The organism is Pseudomonas marginalis (assembly GCF_001645105.1).
Lineage (GTDB): Bacteria > Pseudomonadota > Gammaproteobacteria > Pseudomonadales > Pseudomonadaceae > Aquipseudomonas > Aquipseudomonas petroselini.
Genome location: NZ_LKEG01000053.1, coordinates 146,202 through 165,546 on the forward strand (window position 1 = coordinate 146,202; position 19,345 = coordinate 165,546).

At 61.6% G+C, this 19,345-nt stretch carries 14 protein-coding genes; 6 read left to right on the forward strand and 8 right to left on the reverse strand.

Translation table 11 applies throughout. The features are described from left to right. The first annotated feature begins 4 nt into the window (after positions 1-4). From pcaH to pcaC, 6 genes are all read left to right on the forward strand, one after another. Positions 5-709 (forward strand): protocatechuate 3,4-dioxygenase subunit beta, encoded by a 705-nt coding sequence (gene pcaH, locus AO064_RS25535; RefSeq protein WP_064055002.1) that lies wholly within the window; start codon positions 5-7, stop codon positions 707-709. Position 710: 1 nt separating this feature from the next. Next, a complete protein-coding gene (gene pcaG / locus AO064_RS25540; RefSeq protein ID WP_064055003.1) occupies positions 711-1,277 on the forward strand; it encodes a protocatechuate 3,4-dioxygenase subunit alpha in 567 nt (188 codons plus the stop codon). 176 nt (positions 1,278-1,453) lie between these two features. Beyond that, on the forward strand, positions 1,454-2,749 hold the full coding sequence (locus AO064_RS25545) for an MFS family transporter (protein WP_012722673.1): 1,296 nt from the start codon (positions 1,454-1,456) through the stop codon (positions 2,747-2,749). A gap of 10 nt (positions 2,750-2,759) precedes the next feature. Further along, a complete protein-coding gene (locus AO064_RS25550; protein WP_064055004.1) occupies positions 2,760-4,124 on the forward strand; it encodes a 3-carboxy-cis,cis-muconate cycloisomerase in 1,365 nt (454 codons plus the stop codon). A gap of 10 nt (positions 4,125-4,134) precedes the next feature. Then, a complete protein-coding gene (pcaD, locus tag AO064_RS25555) occupies positions 4,135-4,926 on the forward strand; it encodes a 3-oxoadipate enol-lactonase (RefSeq protein WP_064055005.1) in 792 nt (263 codons plus the stop codon). A 54-nt stretch (positions 4,927-4,980) separates the two neighbouring features. Beyond that, positions 4,981-5,379 (forward strand): 4-carboxymuconolactone decarboxylase, encoded by a 399-nt coding sequence (gene pcaC, locus AO064_RS25560; protein ID WP_012722676.1) that lies wholly within the window; start codon positions 4,981-4,983, stop codon positions 5,377-5,379. A gap of 40 nt (positions 5,380-5,419) precedes the next feature. Here pcaC and AO064_RS25565 read toward each other — a convergent pair whose 3' ends face one another. From AO064_RS25565 to AO064_RS25600, 8 genes are all read right to left on the reverse strand, one after another. After that, positions 5,420-6,304 (reverse strand): polysaccharide deacetylase family protein, encoded by an 885-nt coding sequence (locus AO064_RS25565; protein ID WP_064055006.1) that lies wholly within the window; start codon positions 6,302-6,304, stop codon positions 5,420-5,422. A 159-nt stretch (positions 6,305-6,463) separates the two neighbouring features. Beyond that, positions 6,464-7,840, reverse strand: coding sequence for a M91 family zinc metallopeptidase (locus AO064_RS25570; RefSeq protein WP_167355343.1), 1,377 nt, complete (start codon positions 7,838-7,840; stop codon positions 6,464-6,466). 383 nt (positions 7,841-8,223) lie between these two features. After that, positions 8,224-9,762: a M91 family zinc metallopeptidase gene (locus AO064_RS25575; protein WP_082893985.1), complete on the reverse strand. Its 1,539-nt coding sequence runs from the start codon at positions 9,760-9,762 to the stop codon at positions 8,224-8,226. 91 nt (positions 9,763-9,853) lie between these two features. Further along, a complete protein-coding gene (locus AO064_RS25580) occupies positions 9,854-11,104 on the reverse strand; it encodes an OprD family porin (RefSeq protein ID WP_064055008.1) in 1,251 nt (416 codons plus the stop codon). 154 nt (positions 11,105-11,258) lie between these two features. Beyond that, positions 11,259-12,869 carry a J domain-containing protein gene (locus AO064_RS25585; RefSeq protein ID WP_064055009.1) on the reverse strand — a complete coding sequence of 537 codons (1,611 nt, stop codon included), beginning with the start codon at positions 12,867-12,869 and terminating at the stop codon, positions 11,259-11,261. An 11-nt stretch (positions 12,870-12,880) separates the two neighbouring features. Further along, positions 12,881-14,578 (reverse strand): molecular chaperone HscC, encoded by a 1,698-nt coding sequence (locus tag AO064_RS25590; RefSeq protein WP_064055010.1) that lies wholly within the window; start codon positions 14,576-14,578, stop codon positions 12,881-12,883. A 151-nt stretch (positions 14,579-14,729) separates the two neighbouring features. Continuing rightward, positions 14,730-16,187 carry an AdeC/AdeK/OprM family multidrug efflux complex outer membrane factor gene (gene adeC / locus AO064_RS25595; RefSeq protein ID WP_012722683.1) on the reverse strand — a complete coding sequence of 486 codons (1,458 nt, stop codon included), beginning with the start codon at positions 16,185-16,187 and terminating at the stop codon, positions 14,730-14,732. Further along, the gene (locus AO064_RS25600; RefSeq protein ID WP_064055011.1) at positions 16,184-19,345 is read right to left on the reverse strand and encodes an efflux RND transporter permease subunit; all 3,162 of its coding nucleotides are present in this window, start codon (positions 19,343-19,345) and stop codon (positions 16,184-16,186) included. Before AO064_RS25600 ends, adeC begins: the two co-directional genes overlap by 4 nt.

A 19,345-nucleotide genomic window follows, 5' to 3' on the forward strand; every position in this document is an offset into this window, starting at 1 on the left:
CTCCATGAGTGACAAGCCCGGATACCGGCGCCCGCAAGCGGGCACTCAACCGGATTACCTGCACCCGGCCTACCAGTCGACGAACCTGCGTTCGCCGTCCAAACCGTTGGTGTTCCTGCCCCATTCCTTGTCGGAAATCACCGGCCCGACCATCGGCGCCGAGCGTGTCGACCCGAAGGACAACGACCTCACCGCCCAGCATGAAGGCGAGCCCCAGGGCGAGCGCATCATCATTCATGGCCGTGTGCTCGATGAAAACGGCCTGCCGGTGCCTGGCATCCTCGTGGAAATCTGGCAGGCCAACGCCGCCGGCCGCTACAACCACAAGCGCGACCTGCACGACGCGCCACTGGACCCGAACTTCACCGGCACCGGCCGCACCGTCACCGACGCCGAGGGCTGGTACCAGTTCCATACCATCAAGCCCGGCGCCTACCCGTGGGGCAACCACCACAATGCGTGGCGCCCGGCGCATATCCACTTTTCGCTGTTCGGCCCGAGCGTGCTGACGCGGTTGGTGACGCAGATGTACTTCCCCGGCGACCCGCTGCTGGAATACGACCCGATCTACAACTGCGTACCCGATACCCGCGCCAAGGAACGCTTGATCGCCCGTTTCGACTTGGAAAAAACCATTCCTTCCTATGCGCTCGGCTACCGCTGGGACATCGTCCTGCGCGGCCGCGACGCCACGCCGATGGAGAAATGAGATGACACTCAACGCGACCACGTCCCATACCGTCGGGCCGTATTACCACATCGGCCTGACTTGGCTGAACCGTGAAGACCTGACCGTCGCCGCCACCCTCGGCGAACGCGTGGCGATCAGCGGGCAAGTGGTGGATGGCAACGGCGATGTCGTCAACGACGCCATGCTCGAAGTCTGGCAGGCCAACGCCGCCGGCAAGTACGACCATCCGGAAGACGACCAGGACAAAGCGCTGGACCCCAATTTCGAAGGTTTCGGACGGGTGCCGGTGGACGCTGAAGGGCGGTTTCGCTTTACCACCATCAAGCCGGGTGCCGTGCCGGGCCTGAAGGGCACCACCCAGGCGCCGCACTTGGTGGTGTTGGTGTTCGCCCGTGGGTTGGTGAAGCACCTGCTGACGCGGATTTATTTCGAGGGCGAGGCCTTGAATGGCGATGACCCGTTGCTGGCGTGTGTGCCTGCAGAGCGGCGGGGTACTTTGATTGCCAAGACGGATGCGGACGGTGTGTATCAGTGGAATGTGATTTTGCAAGGGACAGACAAGGAGACGGTGTTCTTCGATTACTGAGTCGTTTGTCAGGGCCCCATCGGGGGCAAGCCCCCTCCCACATTTGATAGGCGGTGTGGGAGGGGCTTGCCCCCGATGGGGCCGGTTCAGGCACTACCTACCCAAAAGTCTGCTTGCGGAACGAGGTTATTGCAAAGTATGTCTAGGCTATAACCGTTCCCACTGAGTGAAAACACATGACAACAACGACCAGTCACTACACCGGAGAAGAACGCAGCAAACGGATTTTTGCGATTGTCGGGGCTTCTTCCGGCAACCTCGTCGAATGGTTCGACTTCTACGTCTACGCCTTCTGCGCCATTTACTTTGCCCCGGCGTTCTTCCCGTCGGATGACCCTACGGTGCAACTGCTCAACACCGCCGGGGTGTTCGCCGCCGGATTCCTGATGCGCCCCATCGGCGGCTGGCTGTTTGGTCGTGTGGCCGACAAGCACGGGCGAAAGAACTCGATGATGATCTCGGTGCTGATGATGTGCGCCGGTTCCCTGGTCATCGCCTTCCTGCCCACCTACAAAGACATTGGCGCCTGGGCCCCGGCATTGCTGCTGGTGGCGCGGTTGTTCCAGGGTTTGTCGGTAGGGGGCGAATACGGCACCACCGCGACCTACATGAGCGAAGTTGCGCTCAAGGGCCAGCGTGGTTTCTTCGCGTCGTTCCAGTACGTGACGCTGATCGGCGGGCAACTGCTGGCGGTGCTGGTGGTGGTGATCCTGCAACAGATCCTCACCGAAGAAGAATTGCGCGCCTGGGGCTGGCGGATCCCGTTCGTGATCGGCGCGATTGCGGCGGTGATCTCCCTGCTGCTGCGTCGCACCTTGAAGGAAACCACCAGCAAGGAAATGCGCCAGGACAAGGATGCTGGCAGCATTGCCGCGCTGTTCCGCAACCATAAGGCCGCGTTCATCACCGTGCTCGGCTACACCGCCGGCGGCTCGCTGATTTTCTACACCTTCACCACTTACATGCAGAAGTACCTGGTGAACACCGCCGGGATGCACGCCAAGACCGCCAGCTACATCATGACCGGCGCGCTGTTTGTGTACATGTGCATGCAGCCGTTGTTCGGCATGCTCTCGGACAAGATCGGCCGCCGTAACTCGATGCTCTGGTTCGGCGCTCTCGGCACCCTGTGCACCGTACCGATCCTGCTCACCCTGAAAACCGTGACCAGCCCGTTCCTGGCCTTTGTGTTGATCTCCCTGGCCCTGGCCATCGTGAGTTTCTACACCTCGATCAGCGGCCTGGTGAAAGCGGAAATGTTCCCGCCTCATGTACGCGCCCTGGGCGTGGGCCTGGCGTACGCGGTGGCCAACGCGATCTTCGGCGGTTCGGCGGAATACGTGGCCTTGGGCCTCAAGTCCATGGGCATGGAAAACACCTTTTATTGGTACGTCACCGGCATGATGGCGGTGGCCTTCCTGTTCAGCTTGCGTCTGCCGAAACAGGCGGAGTACTTGCACCACGATCTGTAAGGGATGAGCTATGACACTGCGCACGAGCAATCAATTGTTCGACGCTTACTTCACGGCAGGCAGCATGGCCGAGGTGTTCTGCGACCAGGGCCGCTTGCAGGGCATGCTGGATTTTGAAGCCGGGTTGGCCCGGGCCCAGGCCCAGGTCGGGTTGATTCCCCAGGCCGCCGTCGCACCGATTGCCCAGGCGTGCCTGGCCTCGTTGTATGACGTGGATGCCCTCGGCGTGGCGATTGCCACGGCGGGCAATTCGGCGATTCCACTGGTGAAGGCGCTGGGCAAGTTGATTGCCAGTGAAGATGCCGGGGCCGAACGCTATGTGCACCTGGGCGCGACCAGCCAGGATGTGATGGACACCGGCCTGGTACTGCAACTGCGGCGAGCGGTGGCGCTGATCGACGCGGACCTGGCGCAGCTGGGCGACATTCTTGCCGCCCAGGCCCAGCGTTATGCGGGTGTGCCGTTGGCTGGGCGTACCTGGCTGCAACATGCGACGCCGGTCACCCTGGGGCTGAAAATCGCCGGGTGGCTGGGGGCGGTAACCCGCAGTCGCCAGCGTCTGGCAGAGCTGAAACCGCGCCTGCTGGTGCTGCAATTCGGCGGTGCCTCCGGCACCCTGGCAGCGCTGGGCGAGCAGGCCATGCCGGTGGCTGAGGCGCTGGCAGCGGAGTTGCAACTGAACCTGCCCGAGCAACCCTGGCACACCCAGCGCGATCGCCTGGTGGAGTTCGCCAGCGTGCTCGGTTTGATCGCGGGCAGCCTGGGCAAGTTGGGGCGCGATATCAGCCTGTTGATGCAGACCGAAGCGGCAGAAGTCTTCGAACCTTCGGCGCCGGGCAAGGGCGGCTCGTCCACCATGCCGCACAAACGTAATCCGGTGGGCGCGGCGGTGCTGATCAGCACCGCCACCCGTGTGCCGGGCCTGGTATCGACGATGTTCAGTGCCATGCCCCAGGAGCACGAGCGCAGCCTGGGCCTGTGGCATGCCGAATGGGAAACCCTGCCGGAGATTTGCCGCTTGGTGTCCGGTGCGTTGCAACAGGCCTTGCTGGTGAGCGAAGGCTTGGAAGTCGACCCGCAACGCATGGCGCAAAACCTCGACCTGACCCAAGGGCTGGTGCTGGCCGAAGCCGTCAGCATCGTGCTCGCTCAACGGCTGGGGCGCGAAACGGCGCACCATCTGCTGGAGCAATGTTGCAAACGCGCCGTCGCCGATGGGCGCCATCTGCGCGCGGTGCTGGCAGATGAACCGCAGGTCACCGCCGAGCTGTCGGCGGCCGAACTGGACCGCCTGCTCGACCCGGCCCACTACTTGGGACAGGCGCACACCTGGGTGACCCGCGCTGTGACCGAACATTTTGCATTGACCGCCTAAGGAGGCCGCTGTGGCATTTGTACAACTCGCCGAGGGCGAACTGCATTACCAATTGGATGGGCCCGTGGATGCGCCAGTGCTGGTGCTGTCCAACTCGTTGGGCACCGACCTGCATATGTGGGACATCCAGATCCCGGCCTTCATCAAGCATTTTCGTGTGTTGCGTTTTGACACCCGTGGCCATGGCAAATCCCTGGTCACGGCGGGGCCCTACAGCATCGAGCAACTGGGGCACGATGTGCTCGCGCTGCTGGATGCGCTGGCTATTCAGCGCGCGCATTTCTGCGGCCTTTCCATGGGCGGCCTGATCGGCCAATGGCTGGGCATCAACGCCGGCGAGCGTCTGCAGCGCCTGGTGGTGTGCAACACCGCCGCCAAGATTGGTACGCCGGAGGTGTGGAACCCGCGCATCGAAACGGTGTTGCGTGATGGCGCGGCGGCGATGGTCGCGCTGCGCGATGCATCGATTGCGCGCTGGTTCACCGCCGATTTCGCGGCGGCCAACCCGCACCAGGCCAAGCAGATTACCGACATGCTCGCGGCGACGTCGCCCGAAGGTTATGCCGCCAATTGCGCAGCGGTGCGCGATGCGGATTACCGTGAGCAATTGGCCCGGATCAAAGTACCGACCCTGGTGGTCGCCGGCACCGAAGATGCGGTCACCCCGCCCGCTGGCAGCCACTTTATCCAGAACCATGTGCAGGGCGCCGAATACGCCGAGTTTTATGCGGCACACCTGTCGAATGTGCAGGTCGGCGCGGCGTTCAGTGACCGTGTGCTGGCATTTTTGCTGGCGAACTAAACCTGTGGCGAGGGCGCTCGCCACCAGTAATCGATTTGAATACGGAGAGTTTTTTTGGACGAAAAACAACGTTATGCCGAAGGCCTGCAGGTGCGCCGCGAAGTGCTGGGCGACGCCCATGTCGACCGCAGCCTCAACGCCCTGACCGAGTTCAACAGCGAGTTCCAGGAAATGATCACCCGCCACGCCTGGGGTGATATCTGGACCCGCCCCGGCCTGCCGCGGCACACCCGCAGCCTGATCACCATCGCCATGCTGATCGGCATGAACCGCAGCGAAGAACTCAAGCTGCACCTGCGCGCCGCCGCGAGCAACGGTGTGACCCGCGCCGAGATCAAGGAAGTGTTGATGCAAAGCGCGATCTACTGCGGGATTCCGGCGGCGAATGCGACGTTCCACCTGGCGGAGTCGGTGTGGGATGAGCTGGGCGTCGAGTCGCGCCAACCAGACTGAATTGAAGTGCAGTCAAAAATGTGGGAGCGGGCTCCAGACGTCAGTGAGAATCGGCGTCCCACACCCAATTCCACACACCCGGCAGATGCACTGGCTCGCTGACATCCTTTACCGTCCTCGCCAGCGCCGCGCGCTGAAGCTGGGCAGTGTGGGTATAGAACGGTTCAATGGCGGTCTTCATGCCGTTGATCCGCGCGCTGTCCAGCAGGATCTGCAAATATTCCTGCATATGCCTGGCGGTGTAGCGGTTGATGTCGTGGAAGGTCACCACCACAGGTATCACCCCGTCCACCGTGGGCAACTCCCCCAGGGCGATGCGCTCGCGCACCACCGAGAGTTGCCGGTACAAGTTGGCCCGGCGGCGGGGGCTGCCGTTGAAGCCCCAGATCTTGCCGTCATTGGCGCTCAAGTCCGTCAGCAACACCTGCATGCCATGACGCTGGTAAGCGGCGAAGGTACGGCGGTCGTAATTCCAGAACGGCGGTCGGACCAGTACGGGCGGTGAGCCCGTGATCGCGGCAATGTCGGCGGCGCCCTGGGTGAGGGTGCGTTCCAGCTCGGCGTTGCTCAGCCAGCGGTGGTTGGTATGAAACGCGGTGGCGGTGTGGAAAGCCAGGATGTGGCCGGCCGCATACTCGCGCTGCATGGTCTTGTGGCCCCGTGAACTGCCGCCGGAGCGTGAGGCTTCGGTCTGCAAAAAGAACACCGCCTTGATCCCCGGCAGCACGGGGTTTTGCGCCAGGTCAGCCACTACTGAGCGGCTCGGGTTGTTATAGCCCGATGCACTGGGGCCGTCGTCGAAGGTCAGCAGGAAACGGATCGGCGCCTGGTTTTGCAGGCGTTGTGCGGTCTGCGGGGTAAGGGCGATGGGCGCGCTTATGCAACCGCTGAGCAGAATCGACAGAATGACAATCAGGTATTTCATGGCGGCCTGGGTAAAAAGGTGGTCATCCGTGTCGCTAAGTTCCCTGTGCCGGGTAAAGGGCGCGTGCACGATACAGCATGATTGCGCCTGTCATCATCGGTAAATCCCGCCGTTGGTCTTAAGGCGGGGCGGGCCGCTGCGTGAGCCCGCTTTCAGGTGTCAGTAGCGTTGTCGCAATGGCGTGCCCATTTCGTGGTTAAGCGAGTTCTCAGTAAACGGCGCGGGGTTGGTCGAGGTGGGGGGCGTGGAGGGGTCGTTATCGAAGTCGAACGGCGGCGCATTGGTTGCCAGGCCCACGGCTTGCTGTTCCGAGTTGGGTGGGCCGGGAAGCTCAGGATACGCTGCGGTCGGATCGCTCAGGCCTGGCAGGAATGTGCCATTGGCGCCGTTCCAGGCGTGCGCCATCTCATGGTAAAGGAGCAACAGTGGCAAGAGCAGGTCGCCGCCCTCGTAGATATGAGCTGGGTTGTAGGAAATCGTGGCTCTATTCGCGCGCGCCCCGGCTACCCCGTCCTTGATGAAACCGTACATTGGGGCATTTGGCTCATAGGTAAGCTGATGAGCGTCTTTCAATGTTTGCAGATCAGTGTTCCAGTAATCGTAATAATCGTTGCTCTCTGCGAATGGCACAATGTATACGGGGGCACCATTTTGCACCGCGGCCTTGTCCAAAGCCTCGAGCATTTTTTGCCCTTGGGGCGATGCGCGAAGCAGCGCCAGGTCGTCTTCGACTCGCTGAATGAAATCGGGTGCCCCGTCGATAACGAAGGCGAGTCGTCCCGCGTCGGAAGGCTTCACGTAGGTGACAGTTGAACCTTGGGTGCCGATCAGACGATCCGTCTCTTGTGCATAGATACGTGCCTGAGTGGTGTTGGTCACGACTGTGTCGCGTCCCTCACCGGTGTAGAAGGTGGTGTGGGTGTAGCCAACCAACGTGTCGTCACCCTGGCCGCCATTGAGTACCGAATACCCATCGCCCGCGTAGAGCTTGTCGTCGCCCGTACCGCCATCGAGGTGGCTGTGTTTACTGTTCGGTCCGTGGCTTGCGTACAGGCGATCGTTGCCATTGTTGCCGTACATGACCGCGTGGCCAGGGCCTCCAATTATCGTGTCGTCGCCCTCATTGCCTTCTGCATAGCCTATGCCGCTGCCAAGGCGGATATGGTCATTGCCGCGCCCGCCATAGATGCTGGTGTTGCCGCCACCTGCCTGGATAACGTCATCGCCGTCTTCGGCTTCGATCTCCACGGGCACGGTGACAGTGGGGTCGATGGTAATACGGTCGTCACCCGCCCCGGTTTTGATGTGGAGAAAGGTCGGAGCGTTTGAATGGCCGTCACCGGTATTGAAGGTGTAGTCGCGCCCGTTCACTTGCGCGTACAGCTGGCCGTCAGGGCGTTGGCTGATATGGATCTGGTCGGATTTTTCGCCGGTTTCGAGGTACAAAATGTTAGCCAGCGTTTCTGGCCGTTCAGGGTTCTTGAGACCCTGGGTCAACAGCTGGCCGGCACGTAGGTTGCCGTCATCCACCAGCATTTTTCTTTGGGTTTGAGTACGGGGCGCGTCGGGGGGGTCAGAGGGGTGATTGCTGGCAGAAGGGTGGGGGGATGGTGGCATAGAGTGGTTTTGAGGTGGGTTTATTGCGCTCACGGACGGTCACCTTTCTGTCAGATTATGTGATCTTTGTCGCCAGCATTTACCGCGCAGGCGCACCTATCCTTCTGTCGAGCGAGCACAGGTAAATGTTCCTATTCCAATTGAGGCCAGTTGCTACAAAAGCAGCCGCGATCAGTCAGGGCGTGGCTGTACGTGGGCAGCCCAGTTCGCCGGCGCGGGCGCTGCGGTCTTCCTTGCCGCAGAAAAAGCCGAGGTTGGCGCCCGGGGTCCAGTCGCCGATGGGCTGACAAACGCCATCGGGTTCATCCTGCGTATTGTTTGCGCAGTGGCCTACCCATTTCTTCGTTCAAGGCGTTTTCGGTGAAGGCCTTGGGGTTGCTCGCGGTCGGTGGGGTGGCCGGGTTATTGTCGAAATCAAACGGTTGCGCGGTATTGGGCAGCCCCACCGCTTGGCGTTCACTGTTGTGGATGTCGTGGGGCTGGCCTTCAACGTCTTCCTGCGTGGTGCCTGTGAAGGTTGTGCCATTGCCGGCGTTATAGGCGTGGACCATTTCGTGGTAGAGCCCGACGATGGGCAGCTGAGTCACGCCTGCCAATACGTTCAAGTGAGACCGGTTGTAGTGAATCTGAGCGCGGTCCGCACGAGACCCCGGCACACCGTTGATCATGAATCCCCATTTTGGATCCTCGTCGGACACGGGCGCGCGTTCGTCCTGCAGCAACGCCTTGAGTTCCTGGCTGCCATAGACGTAGCTGGACTCCGTGTCGCTCGGGTCTTCCACGATCGTCACCGGGGCGCCATTGCGCAGCGCAACGGCCTCCATCTCGGCGAGCATCTGCTGGCCTTGGGGGGAGGTGCGAAGTAACGCCAAGTCGTCTTCGACGCGTTGGATGAAGTCGGCAGACCCTTTGATCACAAAACCCTGGATTGGGCCGTCATGGGCAGACACGACGTTCAACACCGACCCGTTGAGGTGCTTGATCGTGTCGCTGGGTGTGGCGTAGATCGCGTCGCCTGGGCGATTGGCGATGACGGTATCGGCGCCGATGCCGGTGTAGAAGGTCGTCTGGTCGTGGCCGATCAACCGATCATTTCCGGTGCCACCCTGCAAGACGGTATGGCCGTTGCCGGCGTAGAGCTGGTCGTTGCCATTGCCACCGTCCATATAGCTCTTTTTGTGGCGGGGGCCTGCACCGGCATAGAGGCGGTCATTGCCATTATTGCCATAGACCACATTATCGCCGGGGCCGCCCATGATGATGTCGTCACCGTCGTTGCCTTCGGCATATCCCATGCCGCTGCCCAGGCGCACGACATCATTACCGTTGCCGCCGAACACGCGGGTATAGCCGCCACCGGCCCTGACCCAGTCATCGCCGTCACCGGTTTCAATCGTGATGGGCTGCATGACGTTGGCGTCAATGCTCACGTTGTCATTGCCGCCGTGGGTTTTCAGGTGGAACTTCAACGCTTGGCCTTCTTTATCGTGGCTGGCGAAGTGGTACAACTGGTCGTTGACCCGAATATTCAACTGACCGTAGTGAGTTTGGCTGATGTGGACGTGGTCCGCCTGATCGCCGGTTTCAAGCACCAGGCGTTGGTTGAGGGGGGAGGGATAACCGTGTTCCCATAACGATTGCCCACTGGCTTTCACATTGCCGTCATTCAGAAACACATGTTGATGGGCCTGGATCGGCGGGACCGTGTGGAATTTTAGATGGGGTGGTTTGGCGAGCCCGTAGTGACGGTCGTCAAAGGTCGCTACGGGGGCTTGCGATACGCGCACGTTGCCGTGCGCAAGGGGCGAGGGAGAGCGGGTAAGGCCGTTCGAAACGTCCATGGGTGATCCTACGTTGAGAGACCGGTGTTATTCATGCCCATGGACAGTGGCCGCCCGCGCCAAAACGTTCCCTCCAAGCTGTCAGTCGGCTTTACAACAGACTGATCGGGTAACTGACGATCAACCGGTTCTCATCGAACTCGTTGTTGCTGTAGTCGCGACGCATGCTGGAATTGCGCCAGCGCACGTTTAGGTTTTTCAGGCTGCCGCTTTGCACGGTATAGCCCAGTTCGCTTTCGCGGCCCCACTCCTTACCGTCGGTGATTGAACCTGTGTGCACGTTGCTGCCGCTGATATAGCGGTTCATCAAGGTCAGGCCAGGCACGCCAAGGGCGACGAAGTTGTAGTCGTGGCGCACTTGCCAGGATTTCTCCTGGGCGTTGTCGTAGCTGGCGTTGTAGCTGTCGTTGGCCAGGGTGCCGCCGCTGGTGCCGTTGACGCGCATCCAGGCACTGCTGCCGGTGAGTTTTTGCAGGCCGACGTAGAAGGTGTTGCCGCCGTATTTGGCCGAGAACAGGCCGGACCAGGTCTTGTTGTCCAGGTCGCCGGCGCGGGCGCTGCCGTCTTCCTTGCCGTAGAAAAAGCCGAGGTTGGCGCCCAGGGTCCAGTCGCCGATGGGCTGGCTGTGGATCAAGTTGACGAACTGTTGGCTGTAGATGTCCTTGAGTTGCGCGTTCCATAGGCCGATCTGGGTGCGCTTGTCGTTGAACGCGTATTCGCCGCCCTGGAAGTTGAAACGGTCGGAGGTGAAGGCGGTTTTACCGACCATCGACATGTCCGTCATGCTGCTGTCGTCACGCGGGCTGTTGGCGCGGAACTGGCCGCCGTAGAGGGTCAGGCCGTCTATTTCCTTGGACGTTATCTGGCCGCCGCGCAGGGTTTGCGGCAGGGAGCGGCCATCGTCCGAACGCAGGATCGGCAGCACCGGCATCCATTCGCCAACCTTCACTTCGGTCTTGGAAATACGCGCCTTGAACGCTACGCCCAGACGCCCGAACTCATCGGCGGGGCGGCCGTCACGGTCCAGCGGCAACAGTTGGGTACCCCCGGTGCCGCGCCCGCCATCCAGCTTCAACGCGTACAGACCGAGCACATCCACACCGAAACCCACGGTGCCTTGGGTAAAGCCGGACTTGGCGTCGAGGATAAAACTCTGCGTCCACTCCTGCGCGCCGCCCTGGGCCTTGGTGGGGTTGGTGAAATTGCGGTTGAAGAAGAAATTGCGCAGGTTGAGGTTGGCGCTGGCGTCTTCGAGAAAGCCGTGTTCTTCGGCGACGACGGGCAGGGCAAGACTGGCGACAGCGGTGGCCAGCAGCAGCCGGCGCGGGTGGAAAGTACTCATGGCGTAAGGACCTGTTGTTATTGGGTTTATGCAGGTGGCGGCCATGGTGCGGGGCGGTGCGGGGCTGATTCAATCGGGGGAGGACGGGTTGTGGGCGATGATCGAACGCAAGTTGCAGGGCCGGACTCATGAGGTCCGGCCCGGTTTTCGGGGCTCAGTGCAGGGTGTTCAAACTGGTCCACGGGATGGCGGGCAGAAATTTCTGGCAGGCGAGGGTTGCGGCCACCATTGCCATCAAGAACACCACTTGCAGCGGGCTCCAATAAGCCCAGTGCAACCCTTTGATCCACGGAATCCTGGCATTGAAGTTTTCGTTGACCTTGCCGATTCGCCGCGAGTGAAACAAGCTGATCAGGATCATGCCCAGGTAGGTCAGCATGCCCATGACCCCGAGAATGTAGCCAAACACCAGTAGCATCACCAATTGGGGAATACCATGGCGTAGCACGAGTCTGAACTGGCAGACGCTGAGCCGCTTGGGCAACAGGCGCTCGCTGAGCCACAGGTCCTGGACGATCAGGCGTGAGGTGAAGTCGGCCCATAATTGGGCGCCGCGCAGTGCGCAGAGCGCGGGAATGACCGACAGCAGGATAAACAAAAAGAATTTGGCCGGCAGCGAGGTGTCGAGGACTTGATGAAAGGCCAGGCCGTTGGCCAGGGCTAATCCGGCCCAGACTCTGATCCAGCTATCTAGGGTCACCCCACGCGGCAGGAATTTTCGCCAGAAGAAAACGTGCGAATCCGGCAGTCGTTCGAGCAAGTCCGGGTAGCGCCAGGTCAGCACTTCAGACAGGTGTCGAGTGGCATTCCACGCATTCTCATCAAAGCCTGCGACCAAGCGGTATTGTTCCTTCACGCTCATCGGCGTAAGCAACAAGCGCGCCGCCAACGCATCGGCAGAGGTGCGGCGGGTGTCGTTTGCCGTGTCTTGCAGGTTGACGTAGAAACTTTCCTGCTCACAGCGCGACACCAATTCGCGCCACATCCAAGCCGGCTCCGGGTACACACCTTTCTGGTCGTCCCAGCTGAACGCCTGGCACACGCGTTCGAACAGCGGCACGCTCCACTGTGTGTCATGCAGCAGCTGCAGGAGGATGCGTTGCCACTGCTGTTGCAGGTCGAACACCCGCAGCCAGGGCTGGTTGTTGTACTGCGTCAGTTGGGTGATGAACTCGCGCTCGGCCTTTTGCTCCAGCAGTTCCTGCAAGGTGCGGCGGTAGTCCTGCAGCAGTTCGCCGCTCAGCGCGTCGTGCTGCCACGGCGTCATGGCGACCTGTTGCCAGGGCGTCAGCCATTCCAGATGGTTCGCTGCCCAACGGGCGATGGCGCTGCGTTCGCCTGGCGCTTCGAAACAATGGCGCAACAGGCCGGCCTGGAACGCATCGGCACAATTTTGTTGCCGGGCCTGGGCCCAGCGTTCATCGAGGTTGTGCGCGTTAAGGCCGTCGAGCAACGCCTGGGCCGGGTCCGGTGCAGGCGTCTGGAAAGGCGCAGGGCTGACGGGGCTGATGTCCATCAGCTCGGCCAGGTCATTCAGGTTGCCGTAGGTTGCTTCAACCACGGGCGCCTGGACGCTCTCTTGCTCTTCTTCACAGTCCGCCCGCCAGCGTGCGTAGGCCAGCGCTTGTTCATAGGCTTCGCGCAGTCGCTGGAAGCCGGCCGCATCGTCATCCGGGCGGCAGTTTTTCAACAGCCGCGCATAGGTGCGCTTGATGGTGCGCTCGTCGGCGTCTTCCGGCAGTTGCAGTACGGTCCAACACTCCATGTCGTATTCCCTCAGCGCCAGAACCCGTTGTCGAGCTGCTCAAGTTGTCGGGTCAGTTCGCTGCGGGCTTCGCGGATGCGGCGTTCGTCCTGGGTGTCGAGCACTTGCTGGAACTGTGCGGCCCAGTGCCCGAGCTGCTCGCGCAGTTCGCCGAGATTTTCCTGGTAGAGGCGCTCGAGGCGCGCCGTCAGCACGGTGTTGACCTGCTGGTCGCGCGGGTGAACCTTCAACTGCGCCAGCGCTTGCAGGCGCTGCTGGATCTCGTCGGGGCTGAGCACGCCGGGGTTGTTCTCGATCACCAGCGAGTGCTGCTCGCCGGTCAGCGGGATATTCACCTGGGCTTCCAGCAGACCGTTGTTGTCGTAGGTGAAGCGCACGTCCAACGACACTTCACCGGCCTTGCGCTTGGGCACTGGGATGTCCAGTTGGCCGAGCTCGATGTTGTCTTTGACCAGGCGACTTTCGCCCTGGTAGATCTTCAGCAGGACGCGGGTCTGGTCGTCGTACAGGGTGACCACGCTTTTGACCCGGCTCACCGGCACGCTGCTGTTGCGTTCGATCAGCGGCAGGTAGTGGCCGCTTTCGATATGGCCACCGTACTGGTTCGAGGTTTCGATGCCGAGGGTATAGGGGCAGACGTCGGTCAGCACCACCTCTTCCAGTGCCGCGGAGCGCGCCTTGAGTGCCGCTTGGATCGCGGCGCCGTGGGCGACCACTTGGTCCGGGTCGAGGCTGATGGACGGGAAGCGGCCGAACAGACCGGCGGCGAGCTTGCGCACCAACGGCATGCGCGTGGTGCCGCCCACCAGCAGGATTTCATCCAGGTCGCTGACACGAATCCGCGCATCCCGCAGGGCCCGCTCAATCGGCGCACGCAGGCGCTCCAGCAGCGGCGTGTAGAGCTTGGCCAGCTCCTGCTGGGTGATGGTTTTTACCCACTGCTGGCCGTCGACACGCAGGGCGAACTCGGCGCTGTCATCCTGGCCAAGGGCTTTGCGCACGCGTTCGGCTTCGCGGCGCAGGGCTTGCAGCACGCTGCTGGTGGGCGGGAAGCCTTGGGCATTGCGTTGGCTGTCGACGAAGTGTTCCAGCAACAGGGTGTCGAAGTCTTCGCCGCCGAGGAAGTTGTCACCGGCGCTGGCGCGCACTTCCATCACGCCATCGAACAGCTCGATGATCGACACGTCGAAGGTGCCGCCGCCGAGGTCGAAGACCAGGAACGAGGTTTCTTTATCGCGCTGATGCAGGCCGTAGGCGAGGGCGGCAGCGGTGGGTTCGTTGATCAGTTTTTCAACGTTGAGCCCCGCCAGTTCACCGGCAATGCGTGTGGCTTTGCGTTGGCCGTCGCTGAAATAGGCGGGCACGCTGATCACGGCGTCGGTGACGGTGTGGCCGTAGGTGCGCTCGATGTCTTCCTTGAGGCTTTTGAGCACCAGCGCGGAGAGTTCTTCCGGGCGAAACGAGCGATCGCCCAGGCGCACTTCGGTGGCACTGCCCATGTAGCGCTTGAACAGCGAAGTGGTCAGGTGCGGGTGGGTGTGCAGGCGCTCTTTGGCTGCCTGGCCTACCAGGACACGGCCTTGATCATCCAGCCCGACCACGCTGGGGGTCAGCAACTGGCCAAGGGCATTGGGCACTAATTCGGCGGCATCACCGCGCCAGACGGCCGCGAGACTGTTGGTGGTCCCCAGGTCGATTCCTACGATCATTACGACAAGCTCCCTCTGTGGTCTGTAAGAATCTGTAACCAATTTTATCCTGAAAGGTTGGGCGAAAAGCAAGGCAACCTGCGTTCGCGCCAAAAACGGGCATAAAAAAACCGCTTCCGGTGAAGGAAGCGGTTTTTTGTTTACGCCAGCATCAGAACAACTTCAGTGCCGGTGCTTCTTCTTTCAACGGCTCGTTCTTCGCGGTCTGCTCGTTCCAGCCACCGCCGAGGGCCTTGTACAGGTTGACCTCGCTGGTCAGCTGCGCCAGGCGGTCGGTGATCAGCGATTGCTGGGCACTGAACAGTTGGCGCTGGGCATCGAGGAACGTCAGGTTGCTGTCGACACCAATGCGGTAGCGACGCTCGGCCAGGCGGTAGTAATCCTGGTTGGCCGCGACGAAGCCACGCTGGGCCTCCAGCTGCTGCTTGTAGGTTTCACGCGAGGCGAGGCCGTCGGAGACTTCCTGGAAGCCGGTCTGGATCGCCTTCTCGTAGTTCGCCACGTTGATCTCTTTCTGGATCTTCGAGTAGTCCAGGCTGGCGCGCAGGCTGCCGGCGTTGAAGATCGGGATGTTGATCTGCGGGGCGAACGACCAGGTGCCCGAGCCGCCTTTGAACAAGCCGCCGAGGTCCGGGCTCAGGGTGCCGGCGTTGGCCGTCAAGCTGATGCTCGGGAAGAACGCGGCACGGGCCGCGCCGATATTGGCGTTGGCGGCCTTGAGGTTGTACTCGGCCTGCAGGATGTCGGGACGACGTTGCAGCAGGTCCGACGGCAACCCAGCCGGTACTTCGCTGAGCAGGTCATCCGACAGCGGCTTGCTGGCGATATTCGCCGGCAGGCCGGTGCCCAGCAGCAGGGTCAGGCTGTTTTCGTCCTGGGCGACCTGGCGGGTATACCGGGCAAGCTGCACGCGGGCGTTTTCTACCGAGGTACGCGCCTGGCTCAGGTCGAGGGCCGAGGCCACGCCGACTTCGTTGCTGCGCGAGGTGAGCTTGAAGCTCTGCTCGAACGCGCCCAGGGTGTCCTGGGTCAGCTTGAGCAATTCCTTGTCGGCCTGCCAGGTCAGGTAGGCGTTGGCCACGCTGGCCACCAGGCTGATCTGGGTGCTGCGGCGTGCTTCTTCAGTGGCGAAGTACTTCTGCAGCGCTTCTTCACTCAGGCTGCGCACACGGCCGAACAGGTCCAGCTCATAGGAGCTGATCCCGAGGGTGGCCGAATACTGGCTGGTGATGTTCGCTTCGCCGGTCTGCGAGGCACGTGCCGGCACACGCTGGCGGCTGCCGCTGCCATTGGCCGACACGGCCGGGAACAGGTCGGCACGCTGGATGCGGTACTGCGCGGCATACGCGTCGATGTTCAGGGCCGCGACGCGCAGGTCACGGTTGTTCACCAGCGCGGTCTGGATCAGCTGTTGCAGGGCAGGGTCATGGAAAAACTGCTTCCAGCCCTGCTCGGCAGCGGCCTGGCTCGGCGCCTGGGCCGACGAATACGCCGGCCCCTGCGGGAACTGTGCCGCTACCGGCGCTTCAGGGCGCTGGTAGTCAGGTATCAGCGAGCAGCCACTGAGCACGAATGCCGTGACGGCTAGGGAAAGTAGCGACTTGCTCATTGGCCAGCCTCTTTAGGAGTTTGCTTGGTTTCTTTCGGTTTACGGTCGCCGATGGCGGACACGGTTGCGAAGAACAACGGTACCCAGAAGATCGCCAACACAGTAGCCGTGATCATACCGCCAATTACGCCAGTACCGATTGCGTGCTGGCTGCCTGAACCGGCACCCGAGGAGATCGCCAGCGGCAGTACGCCGAGGACGAACGCCATGGAGGTCATGATGATCGGGCGCAGACGCATGCGGGATGCTTCGATGGCCGCCTCGACGATGCCTTTGCCTTGTTCGTGGAGTTCTTTGGCGAACTCCACGATCAGGATGGCGTTTTTCGCCGCCAGACCCACCGTCACCAACAAGCCCACTTGGAAGAACACGTCGTTGGACAACCCGCGCATGCTGGTCGCCATCAACGCACCGACAACCCCTAGCGGCACTACCAAAATCACCGCAATCGGGATCGACCAGCTTTCGTACAGTGCTGCGAGGCACAGGAACACCACCAGCAGCGACAAGGCGTACAACGCAGGTGCCTGGGAGCCGGACAAACGTTCTTCGTACGACAGGCCGGTCCACGCATAACCAATACCCGCAGGCAGTTGCTTGGCGATACGCTCGACTTCGGCCATGGCGTCACCGGTACTGTAGCCCGGTGCCGGGGTGCCGAGGATTTCCATCGCCGCTACCCCGTTGTAGCGTGAGAGTTTCGGCGAACCGAAGATCCACTTGCCCGAGGCGATGGCCGACAGCGGCACCATCTTCCCGGAGTCGCTGCGCACGTACCATTTGTTCAGGTCTTCAGGCGACATGCGGCTGGCGGCTTCACCTTGCACGTACACCTTCTTCACCCGACCACGGTCGATGAAGTCGTTGACGTAGCTGCCACCCAAGGCAATCGCCAGGGTCTGGTTGATGTTCGACAGCGTGATGCCTTGGGCGCTGGCCTTCTCGTCGTCAACAGTGAGCTCGTATTGCGGCTCATCGTTTACGCCGTTGGGGCGCACACCGGCCAGGATCTTGCTCTGGGCCGCCATGCCCAGGAACTGGTTACGCGCCGCCATCAATTTTTCATGGCCGACGCCGCCCTGGTCTTGCAGGAACACGTCGAAACCGGTGGCGTTGCCCAGTTCCAGTACAGACGGCGGAACGATGGCAAATACCATGGCGTCCTGGAATGTCTGCATGAAGTAGCCCTGGGCGCGCTTGGCGATTTCAAACACCGAGTTGGACGCATCGCGTTCATCCCACGGCTTGAGCATCACGAAGGCCAGGCCCGAACTTTGGCCACGACCGGCGAAGTTGAAGCCGTTTACGGTAAACACCGATTTAACGCCTTTGCCTTCGCCCGGCTCGCCTTCCTTGTCATTGAGCAGGTAGGCGCGCATGTCGTCGATGACTTTTTGCGTACGCTCAGCCGAGGAGCCGACCGGTGTCTGTACCTGGGCAAAGATCACGCCCTGGTCTTCGTCCGGCAGGAACGCGGCAGGAATGCGCATGAACAGCCAGATCATGCCGACGATGATCAGCGCGTACACCAGGAACGCCGGGATCTTGTGCTTGATCATGTTGCCCACACCGCGCTCGTAGCTCAGTACGCCACGGTCGAAGGTGCGGTTGAACCAGCCGAAGAACCCACGCTTGGGCTGGCCGTGTTTTTCCGGGTCAATCGGCTTGAGCATGGTGGCGCACAGGGCCGGGGTGAAGATCAGTGCAACCAGTACCGACAACGCCATGGCCGAAACGATGGTGATGGAGAACTGCTTGTAGATCACACCCGTGGAGCCGCCGAAGAACGCCATGGGCAGCAGTACCGCCGACAGCACCAGGGCAATACCTACCAGGGCGCCCTGGATCTGGCCCATGGACTTGACCGTCGCCTCCTTGGGCGACAGGTGTTCCTCGGCCATGACCCGCTCGACGTTTTCCACCACGACGATGGCATCGTCCACCAGCAAGCCGATGGCCAGGATCATGCCGAACATGGTCAAGGTGTTGATGGTGAAACCGAACGCCGCCAGGATCCCGAAGGTACCCAGCAATACCACCGGTACGGTCATGGTGGTGATGATGGTGGCGCGGAAGTTCTGCAGGAACAGGAACATCACCAGGAACACCAGTACGATCGCTTCGACCAGGGTGTCCACTACGCCGGAGATCGATTCCGTCACTACCGGTGTGGTGTCATACGGCACTACCGCCTTCATGCCTGGCGGGAAGAACGGTTCGAGCGACGCAACGGTTGCACGAATGGCCTTGCCGGTGTCCAGGGCGTTGGCGCCTGAGGCCAGCTTGATCGCCATACCGGACGCCGGCTTGCCGTTGAACTGCGCACTGATGCTGTAGTTCTGGCCGCCCAGTTCGATACGGGCGACGTCATGCAGGCGAACCTGGGAACCGTCGGCATTGACCTTCATCAGGATGTTGCCGAATTGCTCGGCCGTCTGCAGACGGGTCTTGCCGATGATGGTTGCGTTCAGCTGGTTGCCGGGCAGGGCAGGCAGGCCGCCCAATTGACCGGTGGCGACCTGGACGTTCTGCGCGGAGATGGCGGTGCTGACGTCGACCGGGGTCAGCTGGAAGTTGTTCAGCTTGGCCGGATCCAGCCAGATACGCATGGCGTACTGCGAGCCGAAGACCTGGAAGTCACCCACACCCGCGGTCCGCGAGATCGGGTCCTGGATGTTGGACACGATGTAGTTGGACAGGTCGTCCTTGGTCATGCTGCCGTCTTCCGACACCAGACCAATCACCATCAGGAAGTTCTTCACCGACTTGGTGACGCGGATACCCTGCTGCTGCACCTCTTGCGGCAACAGCGGCGTCGCCAGGTTCAGCTTGTTCTGCACCTGAACCTGGGCGATGTCCGGGTTGGTACCCTGGTTGAACGTCGCGGTGATGGTCATGCTGCCGTCGGAGTTACTGTCCGAGGCGACATAACGCAGGTTGTCGATACCGTTGAGTTGTTGCTCGATCACCTGCACCACGGTGTCCTGCACGGTTTGTGCGGACGCGCCTGGGTAGGTCACCTGGATATCGATGGCGGTTGGCGCGATGGCCGGGTACTGGTTGATGGGCAACTTCAGGATCGACAGTGCCCCGACCAGCATGATCACCAGGGCAATTACCCAGGCGAAAATGGGACGGTCGATAAAAAATTTCGACAT

Coding starts and splice junctions, on each gene's coding strand:
- AO064_RS25545 (WP_012722673.1), top strand. CDS start 1,454: ATGACAACAACGACCAGTCACTACACCGGAGAAGAACGCAGCAAACGG.
- AO064_RS25565 (WP_064055006.1), bottom strand. CDS start 6,304: ATGAAATACCTGATTGTCATTCTGTCGATTCTGCTCAGCGGTTGCATA.
- AO064_RS25575 (WP_082893985.1), bottom strand. CDS start 9,762: ATGGACGTTTCGAACGGCCTTACCCGCTCTCCCTCGCCCCTTGCGCAC.
- pcaH (WP_064055002.1), top strand. CDS start 5: ATGAGTGACAAGCCCGGATACCGGCGCCCGCAAGCGGGCACTCAACCG.
- AO064_RS25600 (WP_064055011.1), bottom strand. CDS start 19,345: ATGTCGAAATTTTTTATCGACCGTCCCATTTTCGCCTGGGTAATTGCC.
- AO064_RS25550 (WP_064055004.1), top strand. CDS start 2,760: ATGACACTGCGCACGAGCAATCAATTGTTCGACGCTTACTTCACGGCA.
- adeC (WP_012722683.1), bottom strand. CDS start 16,187: ATGAGCAAGTCGCTACTTTCCCTAGCCGTCACGGCATTCGTGCTCAGT.
- AO064_RS25570 (WP_167355343.1), bottom strand. CDS start 7,840: ATGCTGGTGGATGACGGCAACCTACGTGCCGGCCAGCTGTTGACCCAG.
- pcaG (WP_064055003.1), top strand. CDS start 711: ATGACACTCAACGCGACCACGTCCCATACCGTCGGGCCGTATTACCAC.
- AO064_RS25585 (WP_064055009.1), bottom strand. CDS start 12,869: ATGGAGTGTTGGACCGTACTGCAACTGCCGGAAGACGCCGACGAGCGC.
- AO064_RS25590 (WP_064055010.1), bottom strand. CDS start 14,578: ATGATCGTAGGAATCGACCTGGGGACCACCAACAGTCTCGCGGCCGTC.
- AO064_RS25580 (WP_064055008.1), bottom strand. CDS start 11,104: ATGAGTACTTTCCACCCGCGCCGGCTGCTGCTGGCCACCGCTGTCGCC.